This is a genomic window from Stenotrophomonas sp. YJH_SMC_29 (assembly GCF_059371235.1).
In genome coordinates, this window is the sequence record NZ_JCAFUK010000027.1 from 24,451 (window position 1) to 45,235 (window position 20,785).

17 protein-coding genes are annotated in these 20,785 nt (G+C 68.8%); all 17 read left to right on the plus strand.

Translation table 11 applies throughout. The annotated features are described in order from the left end of the window. Positions 1-114: 114 nt before the first annotated feature. A complete protein-coding gene (locus AC5P9I_RS20545) occupies positions 115-2,247 on the plus strand; it encodes a putative bifunctional diguanylate cyclase/phosphodiesterase (RefSeq protein ID WP_057494245.1) in 2,133 nt (710 codons plus the stop codon). 206 nt (positions 2,248-2,453) lie between these two features. After that, on the plus strand, positions 2,454-3,584 hold the full coding sequence (gene flhB, locus AC5P9I_RS20550) for a flagellar biosynthesis protein FlhB (RefSeq protein WP_043033586.1): 1,131 nt from the start codon (positions 2,454-2,456) through the stop codon (positions 3,582-3,584). 44 nt (positions 3,585-3,628) lie between these two features. Further along, positions 3,629-5,689, plus strand: a complete 2,061-nt coding sequence (gene flhA / locus AC5P9I_RS20555; RefSeq protein ID WP_180995886.1) for a flagellar biosynthesis protein FlhA — start codon at positions 3,629-3,631, stop codon at positions 5,687-5,689. Between the two features lie 145 nt (positions 5,690-5,834). Then, complete coding sequence (flhF, locus tag AC5P9I_RS20560; protein WP_130768120.1) at positions 5,835-7,451, plus strand: flagellar biosynthesis GTPase FlhF; 1,617 nt, start codon at positions 5,835-5,837, stop codon at positions 7,449-7,451. Then, on the plus strand, positions 7,438-8,325 hold the full coding sequence (locus AC5P9I_RS20565) for a MinD/ParA family ATP-binding protein (protein WP_032959426.1): 888 nt from the start codon (positions 7,438-7,440) through the stop codon (positions 8,323-8,325). Before flhF ends, AC5P9I_RS20565 begins: the two co-directional genes overlap by 14 nt. Beyond that, entirely contained in the window at positions 8,322-9,065 is a 744-nt protein-coding gene (locus AC5P9I_RS20570; RefSeq protein ID WP_049465789.1) for an RNA polymerase sigma factor FliA, read from the plus strand. The genes AC5P9I_RS20565 and AC5P9I_RS20570 overlap by 4 nt, the downstream gene beginning before the upstream one ends. A gap of 57 nt (positions 9,066-9,122) precedes the next feature. Then, positions 9,123-9,515 (plus strand): chemotaxis response regulator CheY, encoded by a 393-nt coding sequence (gene cheY / locus AC5P9I_RS20575; protein WP_005413247.1) that lies wholly within the window; start codon positions 9,123-9,125, stop codon positions 9,513-9,515. After that, positions 9,515-10,120: a protein phosphatase CheZ gene (locus AC5P9I_RS20580; protein ID WP_049465790.1), complete on the plus strand. Its 606-nt coding sequence runs from the start codon at positions 9,515-9,517 to the stop codon at positions 10,118-10,120. The genes cheY and AC5P9I_RS20580 overlap by 1 nt, the downstream gene beginning before the upstream one ends. Before the next feature lie 2 nt (positions 10,121-10,122). Further along, positions 10,123-11,952, plus strand: coding sequence for a chemotaxis protein CheA (locus tag AC5P9I_RS20585; protein WP_074726303.1), 1,830 nt, complete (start codon positions 10,123-10,125; stop codon positions 11,950-11,952). A 101-nt stretch (positions 11,953-12,053) separates the two neighbouring features. After that, a complete protein-coding gene (locus tag AC5P9I_RS20590) occupies positions 12,054-12,794 on the plus strand; it encodes a flagellar motor protein (protein ID WP_005409527.1) in 741 nt (246 codons plus the stop codon). Position 12,795: 1 nt separating this feature from the next. Beyond that, positions 12,796-13,812, plus strand: a complete 1,017-nt coding sequence (motD, locus tag AC5P9I_RS20595) for a flagellar motor protein MotD (RefSeq protein ID WP_130768121.1) — start codon at positions 12,796-12,798, stop codon at positions 13,810-13,812. A 4-nt stretch (positions 13,813-13,816) separates the two neighbouring features. Then, on the plus strand, positions 13,817-14,599 hold the full coding sequence (locus AC5P9I_RS20600) for a ParA family protein (RefSeq protein ID WP_049466530.1): 783 nt from the start codon (positions 13,817-13,819) through the stop codon (positions 14,597-14,599). Continuing rightward, entirely contained in the window at positions 14,596-15,897 is a 1,302-nt protein-coding gene (locus AC5P9I_RS20605) for a chemotaxis protein CheW (protein ID WP_130768122.1), read from the plus strand. The genes AC5P9I_RS20600 and AC5P9I_RS20605 overlap by 4 nt, the downstream gene beginning before the upstream one ends. 284 nt (positions 15,898-16,181) lie before the next feature. Then, positions 16,182-16,490, plus strand: a complete 309-nt coding sequence (locus AC5P9I_RS20610; RefSeq protein WP_057494251.1) for an STAS domain-containing protein — start codon at positions 16,182-16,184, stop codon at positions 16,488-16,490. Continuing rightward, positions 16,487-16,852, plus strand: a complete 366-nt coding sequence (locus AC5P9I_RS20615) for a response regulator (protein ID WP_005409521.1) — start codon at positions 16,487-16,489, stop codon at positions 16,850-16,852. The genes AC5P9I_RS20610 and AC5P9I_RS20615 overlap by 4 nt, the downstream gene beginning before the upstream one ends. Before the next feature lie 45 nt (positions 16,853-16,897). Beyond that, positions 16,898-18,883, plus strand: a complete 1,986-nt coding sequence (locus AC5P9I_RS20620; protein WP_130768123.1) for a chemotaxis protein CheA — start codon at positions 16,898-16,900, stop codon at positions 18,881-18,883. A gap of 369 nt (positions 18,884-19,252) precedes the next feature. Then, a partial coding sequence (locus AC5P9I_RS20625) for a HAMP domain-containing methyl-accepting chemotaxis protein (RefSeq protein WP_495217369.1) occupies positions 19,253-20,785 on the plus strand: 1,533 nt, incomplete at its 3' end.

Consider the following 20,785-nt stretch of genomic DNA (forward strand, 5'->3'; position numbering starts at 1 on the left):
GAATGCGCGGCAACCGGGGGGATGCCGCACCTGGCCGGCGCCCGTCCGCGTCGGCCTGCCTCATGCATGCCCCACCGTAGTTTCCGTCGACAGGCAGGTCCGGGAGACTGACGAATGCTGGTAGGCACGTACAACCCGTGGCTGGTGGCGATCTCACTGCTGGTTGCCGTGATGGCGTCGTACACGGCGCTGGCGATGGCCGGACGCACGGTCACCGCCCCCGGCAAGGGCGCGGCCTGGTGGTGGCGCCTGGGCGGCGGCTTTGCCATGGGCCTGGGCATCTGGTCGATGCACTTCATCGGCATGCTGGCCTTCGACCTGCCCATTCCACTGGGCTACGACCTGCCCATCACCCTGCTCTCGCTGGCGCTGGCGATCGCCTCGTCGGTGTTCGCACTGTGGCTGGTTTCGCTGCGCACCCTGCCCCATCCGCGATTGGCCGGTGGTGCTCTGCTGATGGGCACCGGCATTGCCGGCATGCACTACGTCGGCATGGCGGCGATGCGCATGCAGCCGGGAATCGACTACGACCCGGGCTGGCTGCTGCTCTCCCTGGTGGTGGCGGTGGCCGCGTCGTGGACCGCGCTGTACGTGGCGTTCCGCCTGCGCGCGCAGCGCACCCGCGTCGGTGACCGGTTGGCAGCCGCGGGCCTGCTCGGCCTGGCCATCGTCGGCATGCACTACACCGGCATGGCCGCCGCGCGTTTCCCGGAAGGCAGCATCTGCGGCGCGGCGGTCGGCGATGGCCTGCAGAGCGAGTGGCTGGCGATGCTGGTGGTGGTGCTGACGGTCGCGATCCTGGCGGTAGTGCTGGTGGTTTCATGGCTGGACCAGCGGGTGGAGGCGCAGCTGCTGCGGCTGCGCAACTCGATGCTGAGCACCTCGTTGACCGATGCCCAGCAGGAACTGACCCAGGCCGCGCTGCACGATCCACTGACCCGCCTGCCCAACCGCCTGCTGCTGCAGCGGCGCATCGTGCAGGCGCTGGCCGAAGCCGAACAGGGCGGCAACCGCTTTGCGGTGATGTTCATGGACCTGGATGGCTTCAAGCAGGTCAATGATGCCTACGGTCATCAGGCCGGCGACGCGCTGCTGGTGGCGGTGGCCGAGCGTACCCGGCAGCTGCTGCGGCCCAACGACATGCTGGCCCGCCTGGGCGGCGACGAGTTCGTGCTGGTGGTGCGCATCGAGCACGACGAAGACCTGCCGACCCTGGCCCGGCGCATCCTGCAGGCGGTGGGCAGCGGTCCGCTGCTGCAGGACAACGAACTGCAGGTGACCGCCAGCATCGGCGTGGCGATCTGCCCGGACCACGCCGCCAGCGAGCGCCAGTTGATGGCCTTCGCCGACGCGGCGATGTACCAGGCCAAGGAGTCCGGTCGCAACGCCTTCGTGCTCTTCGCTGACTGGATGAACGACAGTGCCGAACAGCAGTTCCGGCTGCTGGCCGACCTGCGCCGGGCCATTGGCAGCGAGCAGTTGTTCCTGCACTACCAGCCCAAGATCCGCGTGGCCACGCAGAAGGTGGCGGGTGCCGAGGCGCTGATCCGCTGGAAGCACCCGGAGCATGGGCTGATTCCGCCGGACCGTTTCATCCGCCTGGCCGAGCGCAGCGGCGCGATCAACGAGATCGGCCGCTGGGCGCTGGACCAGGCCTGCCGCCAGCTGCGCCACTGGCACGATGCCGGCCACGAAGGCTGGTCGATATCGGTGAACCTGTCGCCAGTGCAGTTCGGCTCGCCCCACCTGCTGCGCGACGTGCGCGAAGTGATCGAGCGCCATCGCATTCCCGCGCGCCACCTGGTGCTGGAGATCACCGAAAGCACGGTGATGCGCGACACCGACACCAGCCTGCGCCTGCTGCAGGCGCTGTCGGCGCTGGGCGTGGGCATCTCCATCGATGATTTCGGGACGGGCTATTCCAGCCTGCTGTACCTGAAGCGGCTGCCGGCCACCGAGATCAAGATCGACCACGCCTTCGTGCGCGACCTGGAACACAGTGCCGAGGACGTGGTGATCGTCTCGGCGATCGTGGCGCTGGGCCACGCGCTGGACATGGACATCGTCGCCGAGGGCGTGGAGACCGCTGCGCAGCGCGCCTACCTGGAGCGCCTGGGCTGCGACTTCCTGCAGGGCTACCTGCTCGGCCGCCCGGTCGACGCGGCGCGCTTCATGCAGCTGCACGACCTGCCGCGGCCGCGGGTGGAACTGGCGCAGAGCCCACCGCCGCAATACCCGCCCGGCTGACACCGGGCCACGCACGCCCGCCATCACGGAACGATTCCTGCGGCACTCTCCTGTAGAGCCGAGCTCATGCCCGGCTGTGCTTCGCGCCTGGCCCCAACCGTAGCCGAGCGTGGGCTCGGCTCTACAGAACGGGCTGTCGGTAGATCCACGCCATGCGTGGAACGGTTCTTGCACGCACTCCGGCAACCCCTGCCGCAGTGCCCGTGATGTCCGAGAACGAATCCGCCGGCGAAAAGACCGAACAACCCACCGAAAAACGCCTGCGCGATGCCCGTGAACAGGGCAACCTGCCGCGCTCGCGCGAACTCGGCACCGCCGCCGTGTTCGGCGCCGGCGTGCTGGCGGTGATGGCCATGAGCGGCTCGATCGGCCGCGGCGCCAGTGCCTGGATGAAGCACGCGCTCAGCCCGGAACAGAGCCTGCGGCAGAACCCGAAGGAACTGTTCGGCCACTTCGGCGACCTGCTGCTGCAGTTCATGCTGGTGATCGCACCGCTGGTGCTGGTCTGCCTGCTGGCCAGCTTCGTCGCCCCGCTGGTGATGGGCGGCCTGCGCTGGTCGCAGAAGGCCTTGCTGCCCGACATCAACCGCATGAACCCGATGAGCGGGCTCAAGCGCCTGTATGGCCCGGAGGCCATTGCCGAGTTCACCAAATCGCTGCTGCGCGTGGCCTTCGTCGGCGTCGCCGCCGGGCTGGTGGTCTGGACCGGCTTCGACACCCTGCGCGGGCTGATCCACCACCCGCTGGAGACGGCCATCACCGACGGCCTCGGCTTCACCCTGCGCCTGCTGCTGGCCACCGCCGGCGCGATGCTGGTGCTGGCCGCCATCGATGCGCCGTACCAGCGCTGGAACTGGATGCGCAAGCTGAAGATGACCCGTGAAGAGCTGCGCCGGGAAATGAAGGAGAGCGAGGGCAGCCCCGAGGTGAAGGGCCGCATCCGCCAGCTGCAGCAGCAGATGGCCAACCGCCGGATGATGGAAGCGGTACCCACCGCCGACGTGGTGGTGGTCAACCCCACCCACTACGCGGTGGCCCTGAAGTACGAGGGCGGCGCCATGAACGCCCCCACCGTGGTCGCCCTGGGCGTGGACGAGACCGCCCTGCGCATCCGTGAAGTGGCCGACGGCAACAAGGTCGCGATCGTCTCTGCCCCGCCTTTGGCACGCGCCTTGTATCGGGAAGGCCAACTCGGAAAGGAAATCCCCGTGAGACTGTATTCGGCCGTCGCCCAGGTCCTGTCCTACGTCTACCAGCTGCGCGCCTGGCGCACTGGCCCGATGCCGGACGCCCCGCACATCCAGGTGGATGAATTCGGTAAGGGAGGCCGCCCGTGAGCGCCCAGCCCTCCGCCGGCTTCAACACCCGCCGCGCCCTGGAAATGATCCGCCAGGGCCTTGGCGCGCCGCTGATCGTGCTGGCCCTGCTGGCCATGGTCGTGGTGCCGCTGGCCGCGCCGGTGCTCGATGCGCTGTTCACCTTCAACATCGCCATCTCGCTGATGGTGCTGCTGGCGGTGGTCTACGTGAAGCGCCCGCTGGACTTCACCATCTTCCCGATCGTGCTGCTGATCACCACCATGCTGCGGCTGGCACTGAACGTGGCCTCCACCCGCGTGATCCTGCTGAACGGCCAGAACGGCCACGATGCCGCGGGCAAGGTCATCGCCGCCTTCGGTGAATTCGTGATCGGCGGCAACTACGCGGTCGGCATCGTGGTGTTCGCGATCCTGACCATCATCAACTTCGTGGTGATCACCAAGGGCGCCGGCCGTGTCTCGGAAGTGACCGCGCGCTTCATCCTGGACGCGATGCCCGGCAAGCAGATGGCGATCGACGCCGACCTCAACGCCGGTTTGCTGACGCGTGAAGAAGCCAAGCTGCGCCGCGAGGAAGTGCGCGAGGAAGCCGACTTCTACGGTGCGATGGACGGCGCCAGCAAATTCATCCGCGGCGACGCCATCGCCGGCATCCTGATCCTGTTCATCAACATGCTCGGTGGCCTGGCGGTGGGCGTGCTGCAGCATGGCATGCCGTTCGGCGAGGCCGCTGCGACCTACACCCTGCTGTCGATCGGTGACGGCCTGGTGGCGCAGCTGCCGGCCCTGCTGGTCTCCAGCGCGGTGGCGATGCTGGTCACCCGCGCCTCGCGCTCGCAGGACATGGCCCAGGCCATGACCGGACAGGTGTTCGGCCAGTACCGCGCGCTGGCGATCACCGCCGGCATCATCGGCCTGGTCGGCCTGGTACCGGGCATGCCCAACGTCGCTTTCCTGACGCTGGCCTCGATCCTCGGCTTCATCGCCTGGAAGCTGTATCGCAAGACCAAGGCACCGGCCGCCGACGCGACAGGCAGTGGCACCGATGCCGCCGCGCTCACTGCGCTCGGGCGCCCGGCCGCTGCGGCCCCCACTGCCGAGCTGAGCTGGGACGAACTGCGACCGGTCGATCCGCTGGGCCTGGAGGTCGGCTACCGGCTGATTCCGCTGGTGGACAGCAACCAGGGCGGCGAACTGATGGCGCGCATCAAGGGGGTGCGCCGCAAGCTCACCCAGGATGTCGGCTTCCTGATTCCATCGGTGCACATCCGCGACAACCTGGAACTGCCCGCCAACGGCTACCGGGTGCTGGTGCACGGCGTGCCGGTGGCCACCGCCGAAATCCACCCGGACCGCGAGCTGGCACTGGACCCGGGCAGCGCGCTGGGCACCCTGGAGGGCATCGCCGGCAAGGACCCCGCGTTCGGCCTGGATGCCACCTGGATCCAGCCGCACCAGCGCGCCCAGGCCGAAACGCTGGGCTACACCGTGGTCGATCCGGCCACGGTGGTCGCCACGCACCTCTCGCACCTGATCCGCGAGCACGCGCCGGAACTGCTCGGCCACGAGGAAGTGCAGCACCTGCTGGCCAACCTGGCCAAGAGCGCACCCAAGCTCGTCGAAGATCTGACGCCCAAGGCGCTGCCGCTGTCGGCGGTGGTGCGCGTGCTGCAGAACCTGCTGGTCGAGCGCATTCCGATCCGCCAGCTGCGCAAGATCGCCGAAGCGCTGGTCGAACACGCGCCCAGCAGCCAGGACCCGGCCGTGCTGACCGCTGCCGTGCGCACCGCACTGGGCCGCTTCATCGTGCAGGAGATCGCCGGAATGTCGGCGGAGCTGCCGGTGTTCACCCTCAACCCGCAATTGGAACGTGTCTTGCAGGAGTCCACGCAGGGCAACGGCGCCGCGCTGGAACCCGGACTCGCTGAGCGACTGCACCAGAGCCTGGCCGAATGTGTCAGCAAGCAGGAAGCCCGCAACGAGCCCGCGGTCGTGCTGGTACCCGGCCCGGTGCGCGCCGCGCTGGCCCGCCTGGTCCGCCACAGCGTTCCGTCGCTGTCGGTCCTGGCCTACAGCGAGGTGCCGGAAGACAAGCGCCTGAAGCTGGTCGGAACGATCAGCTGACGCCGGGCTCCGACGCGCCAGAAAACAGACACCACTTTCGAACCAACGCAACAGACCGATACCAAGGGGAACCCGCACCGTGCAGACCACCGATCACCCGAGTTCCCCGACCGCCACCCCGCCGTCTTCGCCTCGTGACCACAGCATGAAAATCAAACGATTCGTCGCCGCCGACATGCGTTCGGCCATGAACCTGGTGCGCAAGGAACACGGTCCTGACGCCGTGATCCTGTCCAACCGCCGGATCGAGGAAGGCATCGAGATCGTCGCCGCCGCCAACTATGACGAGAGCGCCGTGCAGCGTGCACTGGAAGCCTCGCGCCGTGACGTCGCACCGCCGCCGGCAGCCAAGCCGCGCACCGCCGCCGACGCGGTGATCGCCGCCGTCACCCGCCGCCGCAGCGCCACCCCGGCGCCGGAACCGGTCGCCGCCACCACCTCGGCGGTGGCCGCCCTTGCCCGCGCCGCCGTCGGCGCCACCGGCCGCACGCTGGACAGCGCCGACGAGATCGTGCCGACCCGTGGCAGCACCGGCTTTGCCGCCACCCTGGCGCGTGCCACCGTCAACGAACCGGCACTGCCGGAGCAGATCTTCGCGCCGTTCGCCGAAGCCATCGTCGCACCGGCCGCGGCTGTGCCGGCCAACCGCGCCCGCTTCCCGATCGATCCGCCGCACGAGGCGCATCACGAAAGCGTGGCGCCGGCGCTGCAGCCGCCGCCGCTGCCGACCGCTGCCGTCGCCGACGGGCAGCCGGCCAACGCCGCCACCGAACCGGCATTGGCCGATGCCATCGTCGAAGCCGCGCCGGCGCCCACCCTGGCCCCGGGCCCGGTGCTGACGGTGGTCGCCCAGGACGACGCCGAGATCCGCCAGCTGCGCCAGGAAGTGGCCGGCATGCGCCAGGTGATCGAGCGCGAGATGAACCGCTTCACCGACGAGCGCCTGCGCGGCTGCCCGGTGCGCGCCACCGCGCTGGACCTGATGGACGAGTACGGCTTCGACGCCGGCCTGGCCCGCGACGTGGCCATGCAGATTCCGCTGGAAACCGAAGCCCACCGCGGCCGCGGCCTGATGCTGGGGCTGATCTCGCGCAAGCTGCCGATCGCCCCGGTCGACCCGCTGGAAGAAGGCGGCGTGATCGCCCTTGTGGGCCCGACCGGCGCCGGCAAGACCACCACCATCGCCAAGCTGGCCTCGCGCTTCGCCGAGAAGCATGCGCCGCGTGACGTGGCCCTGGTCACCACCGACACCACCCGCATCGGCGCCCGCGAGCAGCTGTATGGCTACGGCCGCCAGCTCGGTATCGCGGTGCACGAGGCCAACAGCGGCACCGACCTGGACCAGCTGCTGGAACGCCTGAAGGACTACAAGCTGGTGCTGATCGACACCGCCGGCCTGGGCCCGCGCGACCGCGCGCTGGCCGCCCAGCTGCAGTGGCTGCGCGCCGCGCGCCAGGTCCGCACCCTGCTGGTGCTGCCGGCCAACACCAGCTTCGGCGACATGGACGAGGTGGTCCGCCGCTTCGGCGCCGCCAACCTGCAGGGCCTGGTGCTGAGCAAGCTGGACGAGACCGGCCGCTTCGGCAACGCCCTGTCGGTGGCCGTGGACCACGCCCTGCCGATCACCTGGGTGACCGATGGGCAGGACGTTCCGGAGGACCTGCACCGGGCCAGTGCAGCCAATCTTGTACTTCGCCTTGAAGATTTGCGCCGAGCGGCCGATATGCCCTGCAACCCGGAGTTGAACCATGCCGTCGCGTGAGTACGCCAAGCTGACCAAGACCTTCCCGCTGTCGGCCACCCGCAGCGAGCCGCTCGGCCCTGTGCGCACCATTGCCGTGACCGGCGGCAAGGGTGGCGTGGGCAAGACCAACGTGTCGGCCAACCTGGCCGTGGCGCTGGCCGGCATGGGCAAGCGCACGCTGCTGCTGGACGCCGACCTCGGCCTGGCCAACATCGACGTGATCCTGGGCTTGAACCCCACCTTTACGCTGGCCGACCTGGTCGCCGGCCGCTGCTCGCTGGACGACGTCATCGTCGAAGGCCCGAACGGGGTGCTGGTGGTGCCGGCCGCGTCCGGCCGCCGGCACATGGCCGAGCTGGCCCCCGCCGAGCACGTCGGCCTGGTCAATGTGTTCTCCGAACTGGAACGCGAGCTGGACATCATGGTGGTGGACACCGCCGCCGGCATCACCGACGGCGTGCTGACCTTCTGCCAGGCCGCGCAGGACACCGTGGTGGTGGTCTGTGACGAGCCGGCGTCCATCACCGACGCCTACGCGCTGATCAAGGTGCTGTCGCGCGAACGGGGCGTGGACCGCGTCCAGGTGGTGGCCAACATGGTCCGCGACCCCAACGAGGGCCGCGTGCTGTACGAAAAGCTGACCCGCGTCTGCGAGAAGTTCCTGGCCGACGTCTCGCTGAACTACCTGGGCTGCGTGCCGCAGGATGACTGGCTGCGCCTGTCGGTGCAGCGCCAGCAGCCGGTGGTGAAGGCCTATCCGTCCAGCCCGTCGGCGCTGGCGATCACCGAGATCGCACGCCGTACCGCGCGCTGGCAGGCGCCGACCGAACCGCGCGGTGGCGTCGAGTTCTTCCTCGAACGCATCCTCAAGCAGCGTGGGGTGGCAGCATGAAAGGCGCAGCCCAGTACAGGGAAGTCCAGCGCTCGGCGGCCAACGATGTCATCGCCCAGCATTCGGACCTGGTGCGGCGCATCGCCCACCATCTGGCCGCGCGCCTGCCCGCCAGCGTCGAGGTGGACGACCTGATCCAGGCCGGCATGATGGGCCTGATCGAAGCCTCGCGCAGTTACGACGCCGACCAGGGCGCTTCGTTCGAAACCTACGCCTCGATCCGCATCCGCGGCTCGATGATCGACGAGATCCGCCGTGGCGACTGGGTGCCGCGCTCGGTGCACCGGCGCGCACGCGATGCGGCCGCCACCATCCGCCGCCTGGAACAGAGCAGCGGTCGCGCCGCCAGCGCCACCGAAGTCGCCGCCGCGATGGAGATGCCGCTGCCCGAGTACCTGCGCCTGATGGAAGACGCCGCGCGCGGCCAGGTGCTGAGCCTGGAATCGCGCATCGAAGACCAGGGCGAGCTGGACACCGTCGCCCAGGGCGGCCCGACCCCGCAACAGGTGCTGGAGCGTGGCGAGTTCGGTCGCGAGCTGGGCAAGGCCATCGGCCACCTGCCCGAGCGCGAACAGCTGGTGCTCTCGCTCTACTACGAGCAGGAACTGAACCTGAAGGAGATCGGCGCGGTGCTCGGCGTGAGCGAATCGCGGGTCTGCCAGATCCACGGCCAGGCCGTGCTGCGCCTGCGTGGACGGCTGAAGATTTTCGAGGCGGCGGACGCCGGCCTGGAAGAGTGAACATGCCCGAGGCGGCTGCCCCCGGCCGCCCGGAATGAACAACAAAGGAACTCTGCTTTGAACAAGAACATGCGCATCCTGATCGTCGACGACTTCTCGACCATGCGTCGGATCGTCAAGAACCTGCTGGGCGATCTTGGCTTCACCAACACCGCCGAAGCCGAGGACGGGCATGCCGCGCTGTCGCTGCTGCAGAGCCAGCCGTTCGATTTCGTGGTCACCGACTGGAACATGCCGGTGATGACCGGCATCGAACTGCTCAAGGCGATCCGCGCCGACGCCAAGCTGAAGACCCTGCCGGTGCTGATGGTCACCGCCGAAGCCAAGCGCGAGCAGATCATCGAAGCAGCCCAGAACGGCGTGAACGGCTACATCATCAAGCCGTTCACCGCGCAGACGCTGGAAGAAAAGCTCGGCAAGATCTTCGAACGCCTGGCGGCCAGCGCCTGATGGATACCACGGTCGACAGAAACGCCCTCGCCCTGCGCCTGCAGGAAGCCCTGGACGCGCTGGAGTCCGGCGATGAAGCCGCCTGGCGTCAACGCATCGACGGGCTGGTCGCGCTGCGCACGCAGCCGATGATGAGCGGCCTCTCGCGGCTGGCCCGCGAGCTCGGGCAGGCCCTGGGCGAATTGCCGACCGTGCCCAGCGAGGCCGGTGAACTGGACGATGCCTGCGCACGCCTGGACCATGTGGTGGCGATGACCGAACAGGCTACCCACCGCACCTTGGACCTGGCCGAGGAATGCCGCAGCCTGACCGAGCAGCTGCGCGCCGAAGGCCTGCAGCCGGGCCAGGACGCACAGCTCGAGCGCATCCGCCACAACCTGACCGAGATCGCCCTGACCCAGAGCTACCAGGACCTGACCGGGCAGATCATCCGTCGCGTGGTCGGCATCGTCCGCCGCGTGCACGAAGGCTTCGGCGCGCTCGGCCTGCCGCCGGAACAGCATCGCACCGACCCGGAACTGGCCGGGCCGGCACTGAAGGGACTGGACCGCCACGCGGTCTCGCAGAACGACGCCGACGACCTGTTGTCGGATCTGGGGCTGTAAGCATGAGCGCGGTATCCGACGACATCACTGCCGATTTCATCATCGAGGCACAGGAAATCCTGGATCGCCTCGGCGAACAGCTGGTGTCGCTGGAGCAGGCACCGCAGGACGGCGAACAGCTGAACGCGGTGTTCCGCGGCTATCACACGCTCAAGGGCGGCGCCGGCTTCCTTGGCGTCACCGCGATGGTCGAGCTGTGCCACGCTGCTGAGGAAGCGCTGGGCGCCGCGCGCGCCGGCCAGGCCGTATTGCAGGCGCACCACTTCGACGCCGCGCAGCAATCGCTGGACTACCTGCAGTCGATGCTGGACGCCGTGTCGTCCGGCACCGAACCGGGCTATGCACCGCCGGACCTGATCGCCCAGTTCGATGTGCACGGTGGCACCGCGGCGGCGCCTGTCGCCGCCGCTCCGGCAGCCGGTAGCAGTGACCTGATCACCGACGACGAATTCGAAGCCCTGCTTGACCAGCTGCACGGCGGCAACGCCCCGACCGCGGTCGCACCGGCCAAGAAGGCCGACGACGGGCTGATCAGCGAAGACGAATTCGAAGCCCTGCTCGACCAGCTGCACGGTGGCGCCGCACCCGGCGCCAAGCCTGCCGCTGCGCCGGCGCCGGCGCCGCTCGCTGCCCCACGCCCGGCGGCCGCACCGGCGCCGGCGCCCAAGCCGGCCGCCAAGCCGCTGGCCGAGGCGGAACATACCGTGCGCGTGGACACCAAGCGCCTGGATGCGATCGTCAATCTGATCGGCGAACTGGTGCTGTCGCGCAACCGGCTCAAGACCCTGCGTGCCCGCCTGCGCGACGAGGAGCTGGACCGCGCCGTGTCCACCCTGGACATCGCCACCGCGCGCCTGCAGTCGGCGGTGATGCGCACCCGCATGCAGCCAGTGGGCAAGGTGTTCTCGCGCTTCCCCAAGGTCGCCCGCGATGTCGCCCGCTCGCTGAAGAAGGAAGTGGACCTGGAGTTGATCGGCGCCGAGACCGAACTCGACCGCAACCTGGTCGAGGCCCTGGCCGACCCGCTGGTGCACTTGGTCCGCAATGCCATCGACCATGGCGTGGAAATGCCCGACCTGCGCGAAGCACAGGGCAAGCCGCGGATGGGCCACGTGCGGCTGTCCGCGCAGCAGGAAGGTGACTACGTCAGCATCGAGGTGCAGGACGATGGCGCCGGCATTGATCCGGAAAAGCTGCGTGCGAAGGCGCGCGAGAAGGGCCTGATCGATCCCGAGGCCGCCGCCCGCCTGAGCAGCGAGGAGTGCCTGCACCTGGTGTTCCTGCCGGGCTTTTCGACCAAGCAGCAGGTCACGGACATCTCCGGCCGTGGCGTCGGCATGGACGTGGTGCAGTCGCGCATCCGCGAACTCAGCGGGCAGATCCAGATCCAGTCGGAACTGGGCCGTGGCAGCCGCTTCCTGATCCGCGTGCCGCTCACCCTGGCGATCCTGCCGACGCTGCTGGTGCAGGCCGGCGAAGACGTCTATGCGTTGCCGCTGGCCCGCGTGATGGAAGTGCTGCACGCGCCTGGCACGTCGCTGGGATGGTTCGATGGCCGCGCCGTGCTCGACCGCCGTTCGCACACCCTGCCGCTGGTCGATCTCCGCCAGTGGCTGGATGTGACGCCCGCCACGTCGACCCTGCTGACCATCGTCGTGCTGCAGGCCGGTGAAGCGCGCTTCGGCCTGGTCGTGGACCAGGTCCGCGGGCGCGAGGAAGTGGTCATCAAGCCATTGCCGAAGGCCCTGCGCGGCCTGCGCGGCTACGCCGGTGCAACCTTGATCGGCGATGGTCGCATGGCGCTGATCCTGGATGTGGACGGCCTGCGCTGACGCTCGCCGGGCCAGTCCCGGTGCCCCGAAAACTGTGACTACCGTCGTTACGCGATCTACCGGTGTCTCAAGTCCCATTCATACAAGCCGATACCGGATCCATGGATAGACTCAGCCTCATTGGACTCTTTCTCGCCCTGGCCTCGCTGGTCGGCGGCAGCATCCTCAAGGGCGCCGGCCTGGCGTCCCTGTGGTCGCCTGCGGCGTTCGTGATCGTCATCGTCGGCACCGTTGCCGCGATCCTGCTGCACACCTCGCCGGCGGTGTTCAAGCATGCGTTCAAGATCGTGCGCTGGGTCGTGCGCCCCCCGCACAGCGACCGCCGCGAGCTGATCCAGCAGATCGTCGAGTGGAGCAACATCGCCCGCCGCCAGGGCCTGCTGGGCCTGGAATCGCAGGTGGAAGCGCAGCAGGACCCGTTCCTGCGCAAGGGCCTGCAGCTGCTGGTGGACGGCGTCGAGCCCGAATCGATGCGGCACATGCTGGAGATCGAACTGGGCAGCCAGGAACACCAGGACCAGGCCGGCGCCAAGGTGTTCGAGGCGATGGGCATCTACGCCCCCACCCTCGGCATCATCGGCGCCGTGCTCGGCCTGATCGCGGTGATGAAGAACCTGGCTGACCCGAGCAAGCTCGGCCACGGCATCGCCGCCGCGTTCACCGCCACGATCTACGGCATCGCCTCGGCCAACCTGCTGTTCCTGCCGATCGCTGCCAAGCTCAAGAGCGTGATCTCGCACAACACGCGCGACCGCGAGATGGTCATCGAAGGCCTGATCTCGATCGCCCAGGGCGAAAACCCGCGCAACATCGAAACCAACCTCTCCGGCTTCCTGCACTGACATGGCCCGCCGCAAGCACCACGAAGAGCACGCCAACCACGAAGCATGGGCGATCCCCTATGCCGACCTGATGACGCTGCTGCTCGCCTTCTTCGTGGTCATGTACGCGATCTCCTCGGTGAACGAGGGCAAGTACCGGATCATGGCCGACGCGCTGACCGATGCCTTCGGCGGCGCGCCGCGCACGATCAATCCGGTGCAGGTGGGCAACAAGCAGGTGCAGGGCGGCGGCTGGGACAGCCCGTCGGTGATCAAGTCCGGCACCAAGATCGGCCCATCGGCGCCGGCGCCCTCGCACGACCCGACGCTGCTGCCGTCGATGGCCTCGCAGATGCGCATGCCGGTGTCGGTGCACAACCAGGAGCAGATCGCCCGTGCCGAGCGCCAGCTCAACACGATTGCCGATCGCCTCACCGCCGCGCTGGCGCCGCTGATCGACCGCGGCATGATCAGCGTGCGCCGTACCGAACTGTGGATCGAAGTCGAGATCAACAGCGACATCCTGTTCCCCACCGGTTCGGCCGCGCTGGACGTACACGCGCGGCAGACCCTGTCCAGCCTCGCCGACGTGCTGCGCGACGTCCCCAACAGCGTGCGCGTGGAAGGCCACACCGACAACGTGCCGATCGCCACCGCCACCTTCCCGTCCAACTGGGAGCTGTCGGCCGGACGCGCCGCCAGCGTGGTGCACCTGTTCGCCGACCAGGGCGTGCAGCCCTCGCGGCTGGCCATGGTCGGCTACGGCCAGTTCCGGCCCCGCGAAGAGAACGACAGCGCGCAGGGCCGCAACCGCAACCGCCGGGTGATGGTCATCATCCTGGCCGACACCTCGCATTCGGTGGACCCGCTCGGCCAGCGCCTGAACGCCGCCACTGGCACCACCGGCAGCACCGTCACCGAACAGGCCGCCGCAACTCCGGCCAGCACCCCCACCTCCCCCATCGCACCGGTGAAGTTGCCGCCGGTGCCGGCTGGCAGCCGCGTCGGCGCCGCCGTTCCCCCGGCAATGAAGGAGTAATCCGATGCGCATCTGGGCTGTCGCCAACCAGAAGGGCGGAGTCGGCAAGACCACCACCACCCTCGCCCTCGGCCGCGGACTGGCCGCCCTCGGCCATCGCGTGCTGCTGATCGACCTCGATCCGCATGCCTCGCTCAGCCGCGCCTTCGGCGTGCCGGTGGATCCGCCGCCGGCCGGCGTGCTGGAACTGTTCGGCACGCCGCCGGCGGACCTGTCCGGCCTGTGCCATGCCAGCAACATCCAGGGCCTGGACTACGTCTGCGCGCAATCGGCGCTGGCCACGCTGGAGCGCCGCAGCGCCAACCAGCCCGGCCTCGGCCTGGCGCTGCAGAACGCGCTGGCACGTCACCAGGGCCAGCACGACTACATTCTGCTGGACTGCGCACCTACCCTCGGCCTGCTGATGATCAATGCCCTGGCCGCTGCCGACCGCCTGGTCATCCCGACCCAGGCCGAGCCGTTGGCCCTGCACGGCCTGGATGGCATGGTCCGCACCGGCGAGATGGTCGAGCGTTCGCGCCGCCGCCCGTTGCCGATCTCGATCCTGCCGACCCTGTTCGACCGCCGCACCCGCGCCGGCAACGAGTCGCTGCGCACCATGCAGGACCGCCATGGCAACCGCGTGTGGGAAGACGCGATTCCGATCGACACCCGCATCAGCAATGCCGCCGGCCTGACCCTGCCGAGCGTCGGCGAGGACTATCCGGGCCGCGGCCTGGCCGCCTATCGCCGCGCATTGAACTGGATCCTCGGCGAGGATGCCCGCGCCCTGGAGCAGGCCGCATGAACAGCACCGGCGTCCTCGACGACTACCTGGACGAGCTGCTGGGCGAGGCGATCGCCCCGGCTGCGCCGGCCGAACCGCCACCCGGTGGCGCCGAGGCAGGCGCGGCGCACGCAGCGCCCCCCGAACGCGAGCCGACCTGGGACGATCTGCCCGCCGACGTGATCTACGAAACCGGAACCGCCGCCGCCCCGACGAGCGAAGACCACGCCGCGCTGGACGCCGCCTTCGAGACGGCGGCCGCTTCCGTCGGCGTCGACGCCGCCGCGGCGAGCGCCGCGGCCAGCGAACGCGAGCCGACCTGGGACGACCTGCCCGCCGACGTGATCTACGAAACCGGAACCGTCGCCGCTCCGCCGTGCGAGGACCACGCCGCGCTGGACGCCGCCTTCGAGGCGGCCGCCGCCTCCGTTGGCACAGACGCAGCCGCGGCGAGCGCTGCGGCCAGCGAACGCGAGCCGACCTGGGATGACCTGCCAGCCGACGTCCTCCACGAAACCGCGCCTGCCCCCGCCGCCGCTGTGCAGGCCGGCCCGGAGCCGACCTGGGACGATCTGCCTGACGAAGTGATCTACGAGACCGATCCCGCAGACAGCCATCGCCTCGCCCACACCGACAGCCCCGGGCTGCAGGCCGCGTTCGAGGCCGCTGCCGAAGGCGAGGACGTCCCTGTGCCCGCGCCGGCCGTGATCGCAGCACCGGTGTCGGCACCTGCCGCACGTCCCGCGCCGCCCCCGGTGGCACGGGCGGCCGCCGCACCACCACCGCGCGTGGCCATGGACGCGCCCACGGGCAACCGCCCCAGCACCTGGCAGGAACTGCAGGCGCAGGCGCACCAGCCAGCCCACAGCCCGCATCCACAGAACCGCCGGGCCGGCGAACGCACCTCGCGCTGGCTGCGCCTGCGCTGCGGCACCCAGGCCTACGCGCTGGAACTGCTGAAGGTCCAAGAGGTCGTGCTGCCGGTGCCACTGCTGCCGTTGCGTGGCACTGCGCCGGCCATGCTCGGCATCATGAACCTGCGCGGCCAGGTGGTGCCGGTGATGGACCTCGGCCTGCACCTGGGCGCCGCGGCGGCAGAAGACGACGCCCAGACCCGCATCGTCGTGCTGGAGGAGGACGGCGAGACCATCGGCCTGCGCGTGTCTGCGGTGGAGGATGTCGCCAACCTCACCGATTCGCAGATCGAGCCGCCCGACACCGCGCGCATCTGCCAGATCTCCAACGACCTGTTCCGCGGCGTCGCCCGCGTCAGCCAACGGCCGATGATCCTGCTTGACGCCACCCGCCTGTTGAGCTGAGCAGAAAAAGGGGACGGAGGGGATTAAGTCGCAAGTGGCTCGGCGCTTTGCGCCGAAGCGGTGCCTGTCGGGGACGCAAGGAGTTGATCCGTTGGATCAACACCTTACGTCCCCACTGCGCAGTCGCCGTTGCCGAGGGGGCTGCGGTAGAGCCAGGTCGCTTGCGACTTAATCCCCTCCGTCCCCTTTTCAACAGCGACCGCATCGACGCCCCGCGTCGATTCCGCTAAAGAACCCTGCCGGGGTGCCGTTATGGATCACGGAACCGTTTGTCCGGAGCAACGATGAGCACTGTCGAACTGGGTGGGGATCTCGGCATCGAGAGCACCGCCGAGCTCAAGAACCGCCTCGCCCCACTGCTGGAGCAGGCAGGCGAGCTGACCCTGGATGCCAGCCAGGTCGCACGCATCCACACCGCCGCCGTGCAGGTGCTGTGTGCATTCGTGCAGGCCCGCCGCGAGGCAGGCCTGGGCACCGGCTTCCACGGTTGCACCGCAACCTTCCGTGACGCCGCGCGCCTGCTGGGCGTCACCCAGGCCCTGGGCCTGGACGTAACCCATGACAACCTGAAATCTGTGGAGAACGCTGCATGAGCGCACGTATCTTGGTGGTGGACGATTCGGCGTCGATGCGCCAGATGGTGTCCTTCGCCCTCACCTCGGCCGGTTTTGCCGTCGAAGAAGCCGAAGACGGCGCGGTCGCGCTCGGTCGCGCCAAGGGCCAGCGCTTCAATGCGGTGGTCACCGACGTCAACATGCCGAACATGGACGGCATCGCGCTGATCCGCGAACTGCGCCAGCTGCCGGACTACAAGTTCACCCCGCTGCTGATGCTGACCACCGAATCGGCTGCCGACAAGAAGTCCGAAGGCAAGGCCGCCGGCGCCACGGGCTGGCTGGTCAAGCCGTTCAATCCCGAACAGCTGGTCGCCACCGTGCAGAAAGTGCTGGGCTGATCGCCTCGCACCGTTCCCCCTCTTCGCTTCCGGACCACCACTGCCATGAGCATGGACCTGCAACGCTTCCACGCCACCTTCTTCGAGGAGAGCCGCGAAGGCCTCGACGCGATGGAGGCTGGCCTGCTGGCCCTGGAATCGGGGCAGCAGGACGCGGAGATCATCAATTCGGTGTTCCGCGCCGCCCACTCGATCAAGGGCGGCGCCGGCACCTTCGGCTTCGATGCCATCGCCGGACTGACCCACGTGCTGGAGACGCTGCTCGATGAGCTGCGCGCCGGCAAGCGGGCGCTGGAAGGCCATGCCGTCGACGCGATGCTGTCCTCGGTGGACGTGCTGCGTGCCCTGCTGCGCGAGGCCGAACATGGCCAGGCCGCCGATCCGGCCGCCGTTTCCGCAGTGAAGGCGCGGCTGGAGGCAGTGCTGTCCGGGCAGGCCGCAGCGAGCACCCCGGCGCCGGCCGCCAAGGTGGACGATACGCCGGAAGCCTGGCAGATCGGCTTCACTCCGGCGCCGTCGCTGTTCATGAGCGGTAACGACCCGCTGCGCATCATCCGCGAGCTGGAACACCTCGGCTCGCTGCAGGTCGCCGCGCGCATGGAGCGCCTGCCTGGCTTCGCCCAGCTCGACCCGCTCGAAGCCCACCTGGCGTGGGACCTTGGCCTGGTCGGCAAGGTGCCGCGCAGCAAGATCGAAGACACCTTCGCGTGGGTGCTGGACGACTGCGAACTGGATATCCGTCCGGCCGCGCCGCCGAGCCTGGCCACGCAGGCTCCTGCCGCCGCCCCTGCGCCGGCAGCGGCCGCGGCGCCCCCCACTGCGGCCGCGCCTGCTGCCAGCGGTGGCAACAGCCAGGAAGCGGAGACCTCGATCCGCGTCAGCGTCGACAAGGTCGATGCGCTGATCAACCTGGTCGGCGAGCTGGTCATCACCCAGGCCATGCTCAAGCAGGTCTCGCATGCGCTGGACCCGATCCACGCCGAAAGCCTGTTCGCCGGCCTGGACCAGCTTGAACGCAACACCCGCGACCTGCAGGAAGCGGTGATCGGCGTGCGCATGCTGCCGGTCGATGCGGTGTTCCGCCGCTTCCCGCGCCTGGTCCGCGACCTGTCCAGCCGCCTCGGCAAGCAGGTGCGCCTGCGCACCGTCGGCGAAGGCACGGAACTGGACAAGGGACTGATCGAGAAGATCGCCGATCCACTGGTGCACCTGGTGCGCAACTCGATCGACCACGGCCTGGAAATGCCCGACGTGCGTCGCGGTGCGGGCAAGGACGAGACCGGCACGATCACGCTGGCAGCCTCGCACCAGGGCGGCCACATCGTCATCGAGGTCAGCGACGACGGCCGCGGCCTGGATCGCGCCAAGATCCTGGCCAAGGCCACCGAGCGCGGCCTGGCCGTGCCGGACAACCCGACCGATTCGCAGGTCTGGGACCTGATCTTCCAGCCCGGCTTCTCCACCGCCGATGCGGTCACCGACCTCTCCGGGCGTGGCGTCGGCATGGACGTGGTCCGTCGCAACATCCAGGCACTGGGCGGCGAAGTCCAGATCGAAAGCAGCCTCGGCGCCGGCACCCGCACGCTGATCCGCCTGCCACTGACCCTGGCCATCCTCGACGGCATGACCGTGGCAGTGGCCGGCGAAACCCTGATCCTGCCGCTGGCCTACGTGCTGGAAGCCCTGCAGCCGCAGGCCGAGGACATCCGCAGCATGGCCGGCGAAGGCCGCGTGCTGCGGGTCCGTGGCGAGTACCTGCCGATCCTGTCGCTGAGCGAGTATTACGGCTACGGCAATCGCGCACCCGGCAGCGAATCGCTGGTGGTGGTGGTCGAAGGCGATGGCCAGAAGATCGCGCTGGAAGTGGACGAGCTGGTCGGCCAGCAGCAGGTGGTGGTGAAGAACATCGAGAACAATTACCGCCGCATCGGCGGGGTGTCCGGTGCCACCATCCTGGGCGACGGCCGCGTCGCACTGATCGTCGACATCGGTGGGTTGGTGCGCTCGCTGCGGGTACCGCAGGCCGCCTGATCTACACAGCAAGCGTGCACTGAACCGCCGCCCCTCGGGGCGGCGGTTTTTGTTTGCGCGCCATTCCAGCCGGAGTCAGTTCCCTTTCCAGGGAAGAGGGATCTGACCCCATCCCTTCTGTGAACTCCGTCGACACGATGGTTGCGGCTGCAACCACCGCATCCAAGCGAAACCCCGGCGCCGCAACGCTTTCGCGCTGTCATCCCTACGCAACCGAATGTGATCTGCGTCCATAAAGTCCGCGCGGACGGCGCCGTTATTTCGCAATGACGGTCGTCACCGAACCCCACCGGGCACCCCCGTTCGCTCTGCAACCACCCCCGATCCGGCGCACCGTCGCCGGTACTCTGCCCACCTGGAGCACCCTGCATGAAGTGGTTCCACGATCTGCCCATCGCCCGCAAGCTGGCCCTCGGGTTCACCCTCACCACCCTGATGACCCTGGTCCTCGGTGCGTTCGCCCTGCTGCGCCTCAGCGAGGCCAACGCGCAGCTGCGCGAGATGGCCGGCAACGACATTCCTTCGGTCCAGCACCTGGGTGAGGCGCGCTCGCAGCTGGGCGAATTCCGCACCTACGAACTGGCGCTGCTGAGCATGCTGGACCAGCCGGACAAGGTGGCCGACTACACCAAGCGCATGGACGACACCGCCAAGGGCGTGCATGACGAGCTGGCCGCCTACGCCGCGCTGCCGGCGCTGGCCAAGGAGCGTGAACTGTATCGCGCCGCCAGCGCGCAGCTGGATCGCTATTTCGCCGCCAACAAAGCCATGCGCGAAGCCGTGGCCGCGGGCGATGGCGTGCTGGCACAGCAGATCTCCGACGAGCAGTCGCGCCCGGCCCGGCGTGACCTGTTCGCCGCCATGAAGGCCCTCGGCACGCACATCGCCGGGCAGATGGACGGCAAGATTGCCGACGCCAACGCCACCCATCGCACCAGCATGATCGCCATCATTGCCTGCGTGGTGCTGCTGTCGCTGGTGGCGGCCGCACTGGCCACGGTCATCTCGCGCGCGGTGACCGGCCCGCTCGGCAAAGCCGTGCATGCCATCCAGGCCGTCGCCCGGGGTGACCTCAGCGTCAGCACCCAGGCCACCAGCAAGGACGAAGCCGGCAAGATGCTCGCGGCGACCGCCGAGATGACCACGATGCTGCGCCGCTTCAGCGAGCAGACCCAGCTGATGGCGCAGATGCACGCCGGCCCGGACATCAGCCACCGCATTCCGGAGGATTTCCCGGGCGTGTATGGCCAGCTGGCCAACGGCATCAATACGGTGATCTTCGAACACCTCGATGCAATCGTCGATGCCATTGAAGTACTCAACCAGTACGCAATCGGCAACCTCGCCCCGGATGCACGCCGCCTGCCCGGCAGCCGCGCGATCCTGCACGAATCGATGGACGCAGCCAAGGCCAGCCTGCTGGCGATCAATTCGCAGATCCAGCAGCTGGCCGCGGCGGCCGCCGCAGGCGACTTCAGCCAGCGTGGCGACGCCCAGCGTTTCCAGCATGACTTCAAGCTGATGATCGAGCACCTCAACACCATGATGCAGGTCGCCGACGGCAACCTGGGCCAGCTCTCGCAGCTGTTGCAGTCGATCGCCGCCGGCGACCTGACCACGCGCATGGAGGGCCAGTTCAACGGCGTGTTCGCCCGCATGCGTGACGATGCCAACACCACCGTCACCCAGCTGACCCAGATCGTCAGCCAGATCCAGGCCAGCGCCTCCAGCATCACCCTGGCCGCCGGCGAGATCGCCTCGGGCAACAGCGACCTGTCGCGCCGTACCGAACAGCAGGCCGCCAACCTGGAAGAAACCGCCGCCTCGATGGAGGAACTGACCTCCACCGTGCGCCAGAACGCCGAGCACGCCCGCCAGGCCAACCAGCTGGCCATCGGCGCG

Coding starts and splice junctions, on each gene's coding strand:
- AC5P9I_RS20585 (WP_074726303.1), top strand. CDS start 10,123: ATGAGCGCGGTATCCGACGACATCACTGCCGATTTCATCATCGAGGCA.
- AC5P9I_RS20590 (WP_005409527.1), top strand. CDS start 12,054: ATGGATAGACTCAGCCTCATTGGACTCTTTCTCGCCCTGGCCTCGCTG.
- AC5P9I_RS20580 (WP_049465790.1), top strand. CDS start 9,515: ATGGATACCACGGTCGACAGAAACGCCCTCGCCCTGCGCCTGCAGGAA.
- AC5P9I_RS20600 (WP_049466530.1), top strand. CDS start 13,817: ATGCGCATCTGGGCTGTCGCCAACCAGAAGGGCGGAGTCGGCAAGACC.
- AC5P9I_RS20620 (WP_130768123.1), top strand. CDS start 16,898: ATGAGCATGGACCTGCAACGCTTCCACGCCACCTTCTTCGAGGAGAGC.
- AC5P9I_RS20545 (WP_057494245.1), top strand. CDS start 115: ATGCTGGTAGGCACGTACAACCCGTGGCTGGTGGCGATCTCACTGCTG.
- AC5P9I_RS20605 (WP_130768122.1), top strand. CDS start 14,596: ATGAACAGCACCGGCGTCCTCGACGACTACCTGGACGAGCTGCTGGGC.
- flhB (WP_043033586.1), top strand. CDS start 2,454: ATGTCCGAGAACGAATCCGCCGGCGAAAAGACCGAACAACCCACCGAA.
- AC5P9I_RS20615 (WP_005409521.1), top strand. CDS start 16,487: ATGAGCGCACGTATCTTGGTGGTGGACGATTCGGCGTCGATGCGCCAG.
- flhA (WP_180995886.1), top strand. CDS start 3,629: ATGATCCGCCAGGGCCTTGGCGCGCCGCTGATCGTGCTGGCCCTGCTG.
- AC5P9I_RS20570 (WP_049465789.1), top strand. CDS start 8,322: ATGAAAGGCGCAGCCCAGTACAGGGAAGTCCAGCGCTCGGCGGCCAAC.
- AC5P9I_RS20610 (WP_057494251.1), top strand. CDS start 16,182: ATGAGCACTGTCGAACTGGGTGGGGATCTCGGCATCGAGAGCACCGCC.
- flhF (WP_130768120.1), top strand. CDS start 5,835: ATGAAAATCAAACGATTCGTCGCCGCCGACATGCGTTCGGCCATGAAC.
- motD (WP_130768121.1), top strand. CDS start 12,796: ATGGCCCGCCGCAAGCACCACGAAGAGCACGCCAACCACGAAGCATGG.
- AC5P9I_RS20565 (WP_032959426.1), top strand. CDS start 7,438: ATGCCGTCGCGTGAGTACGCCAAGCTGACCAAGACCTTCCCGCTGTCG.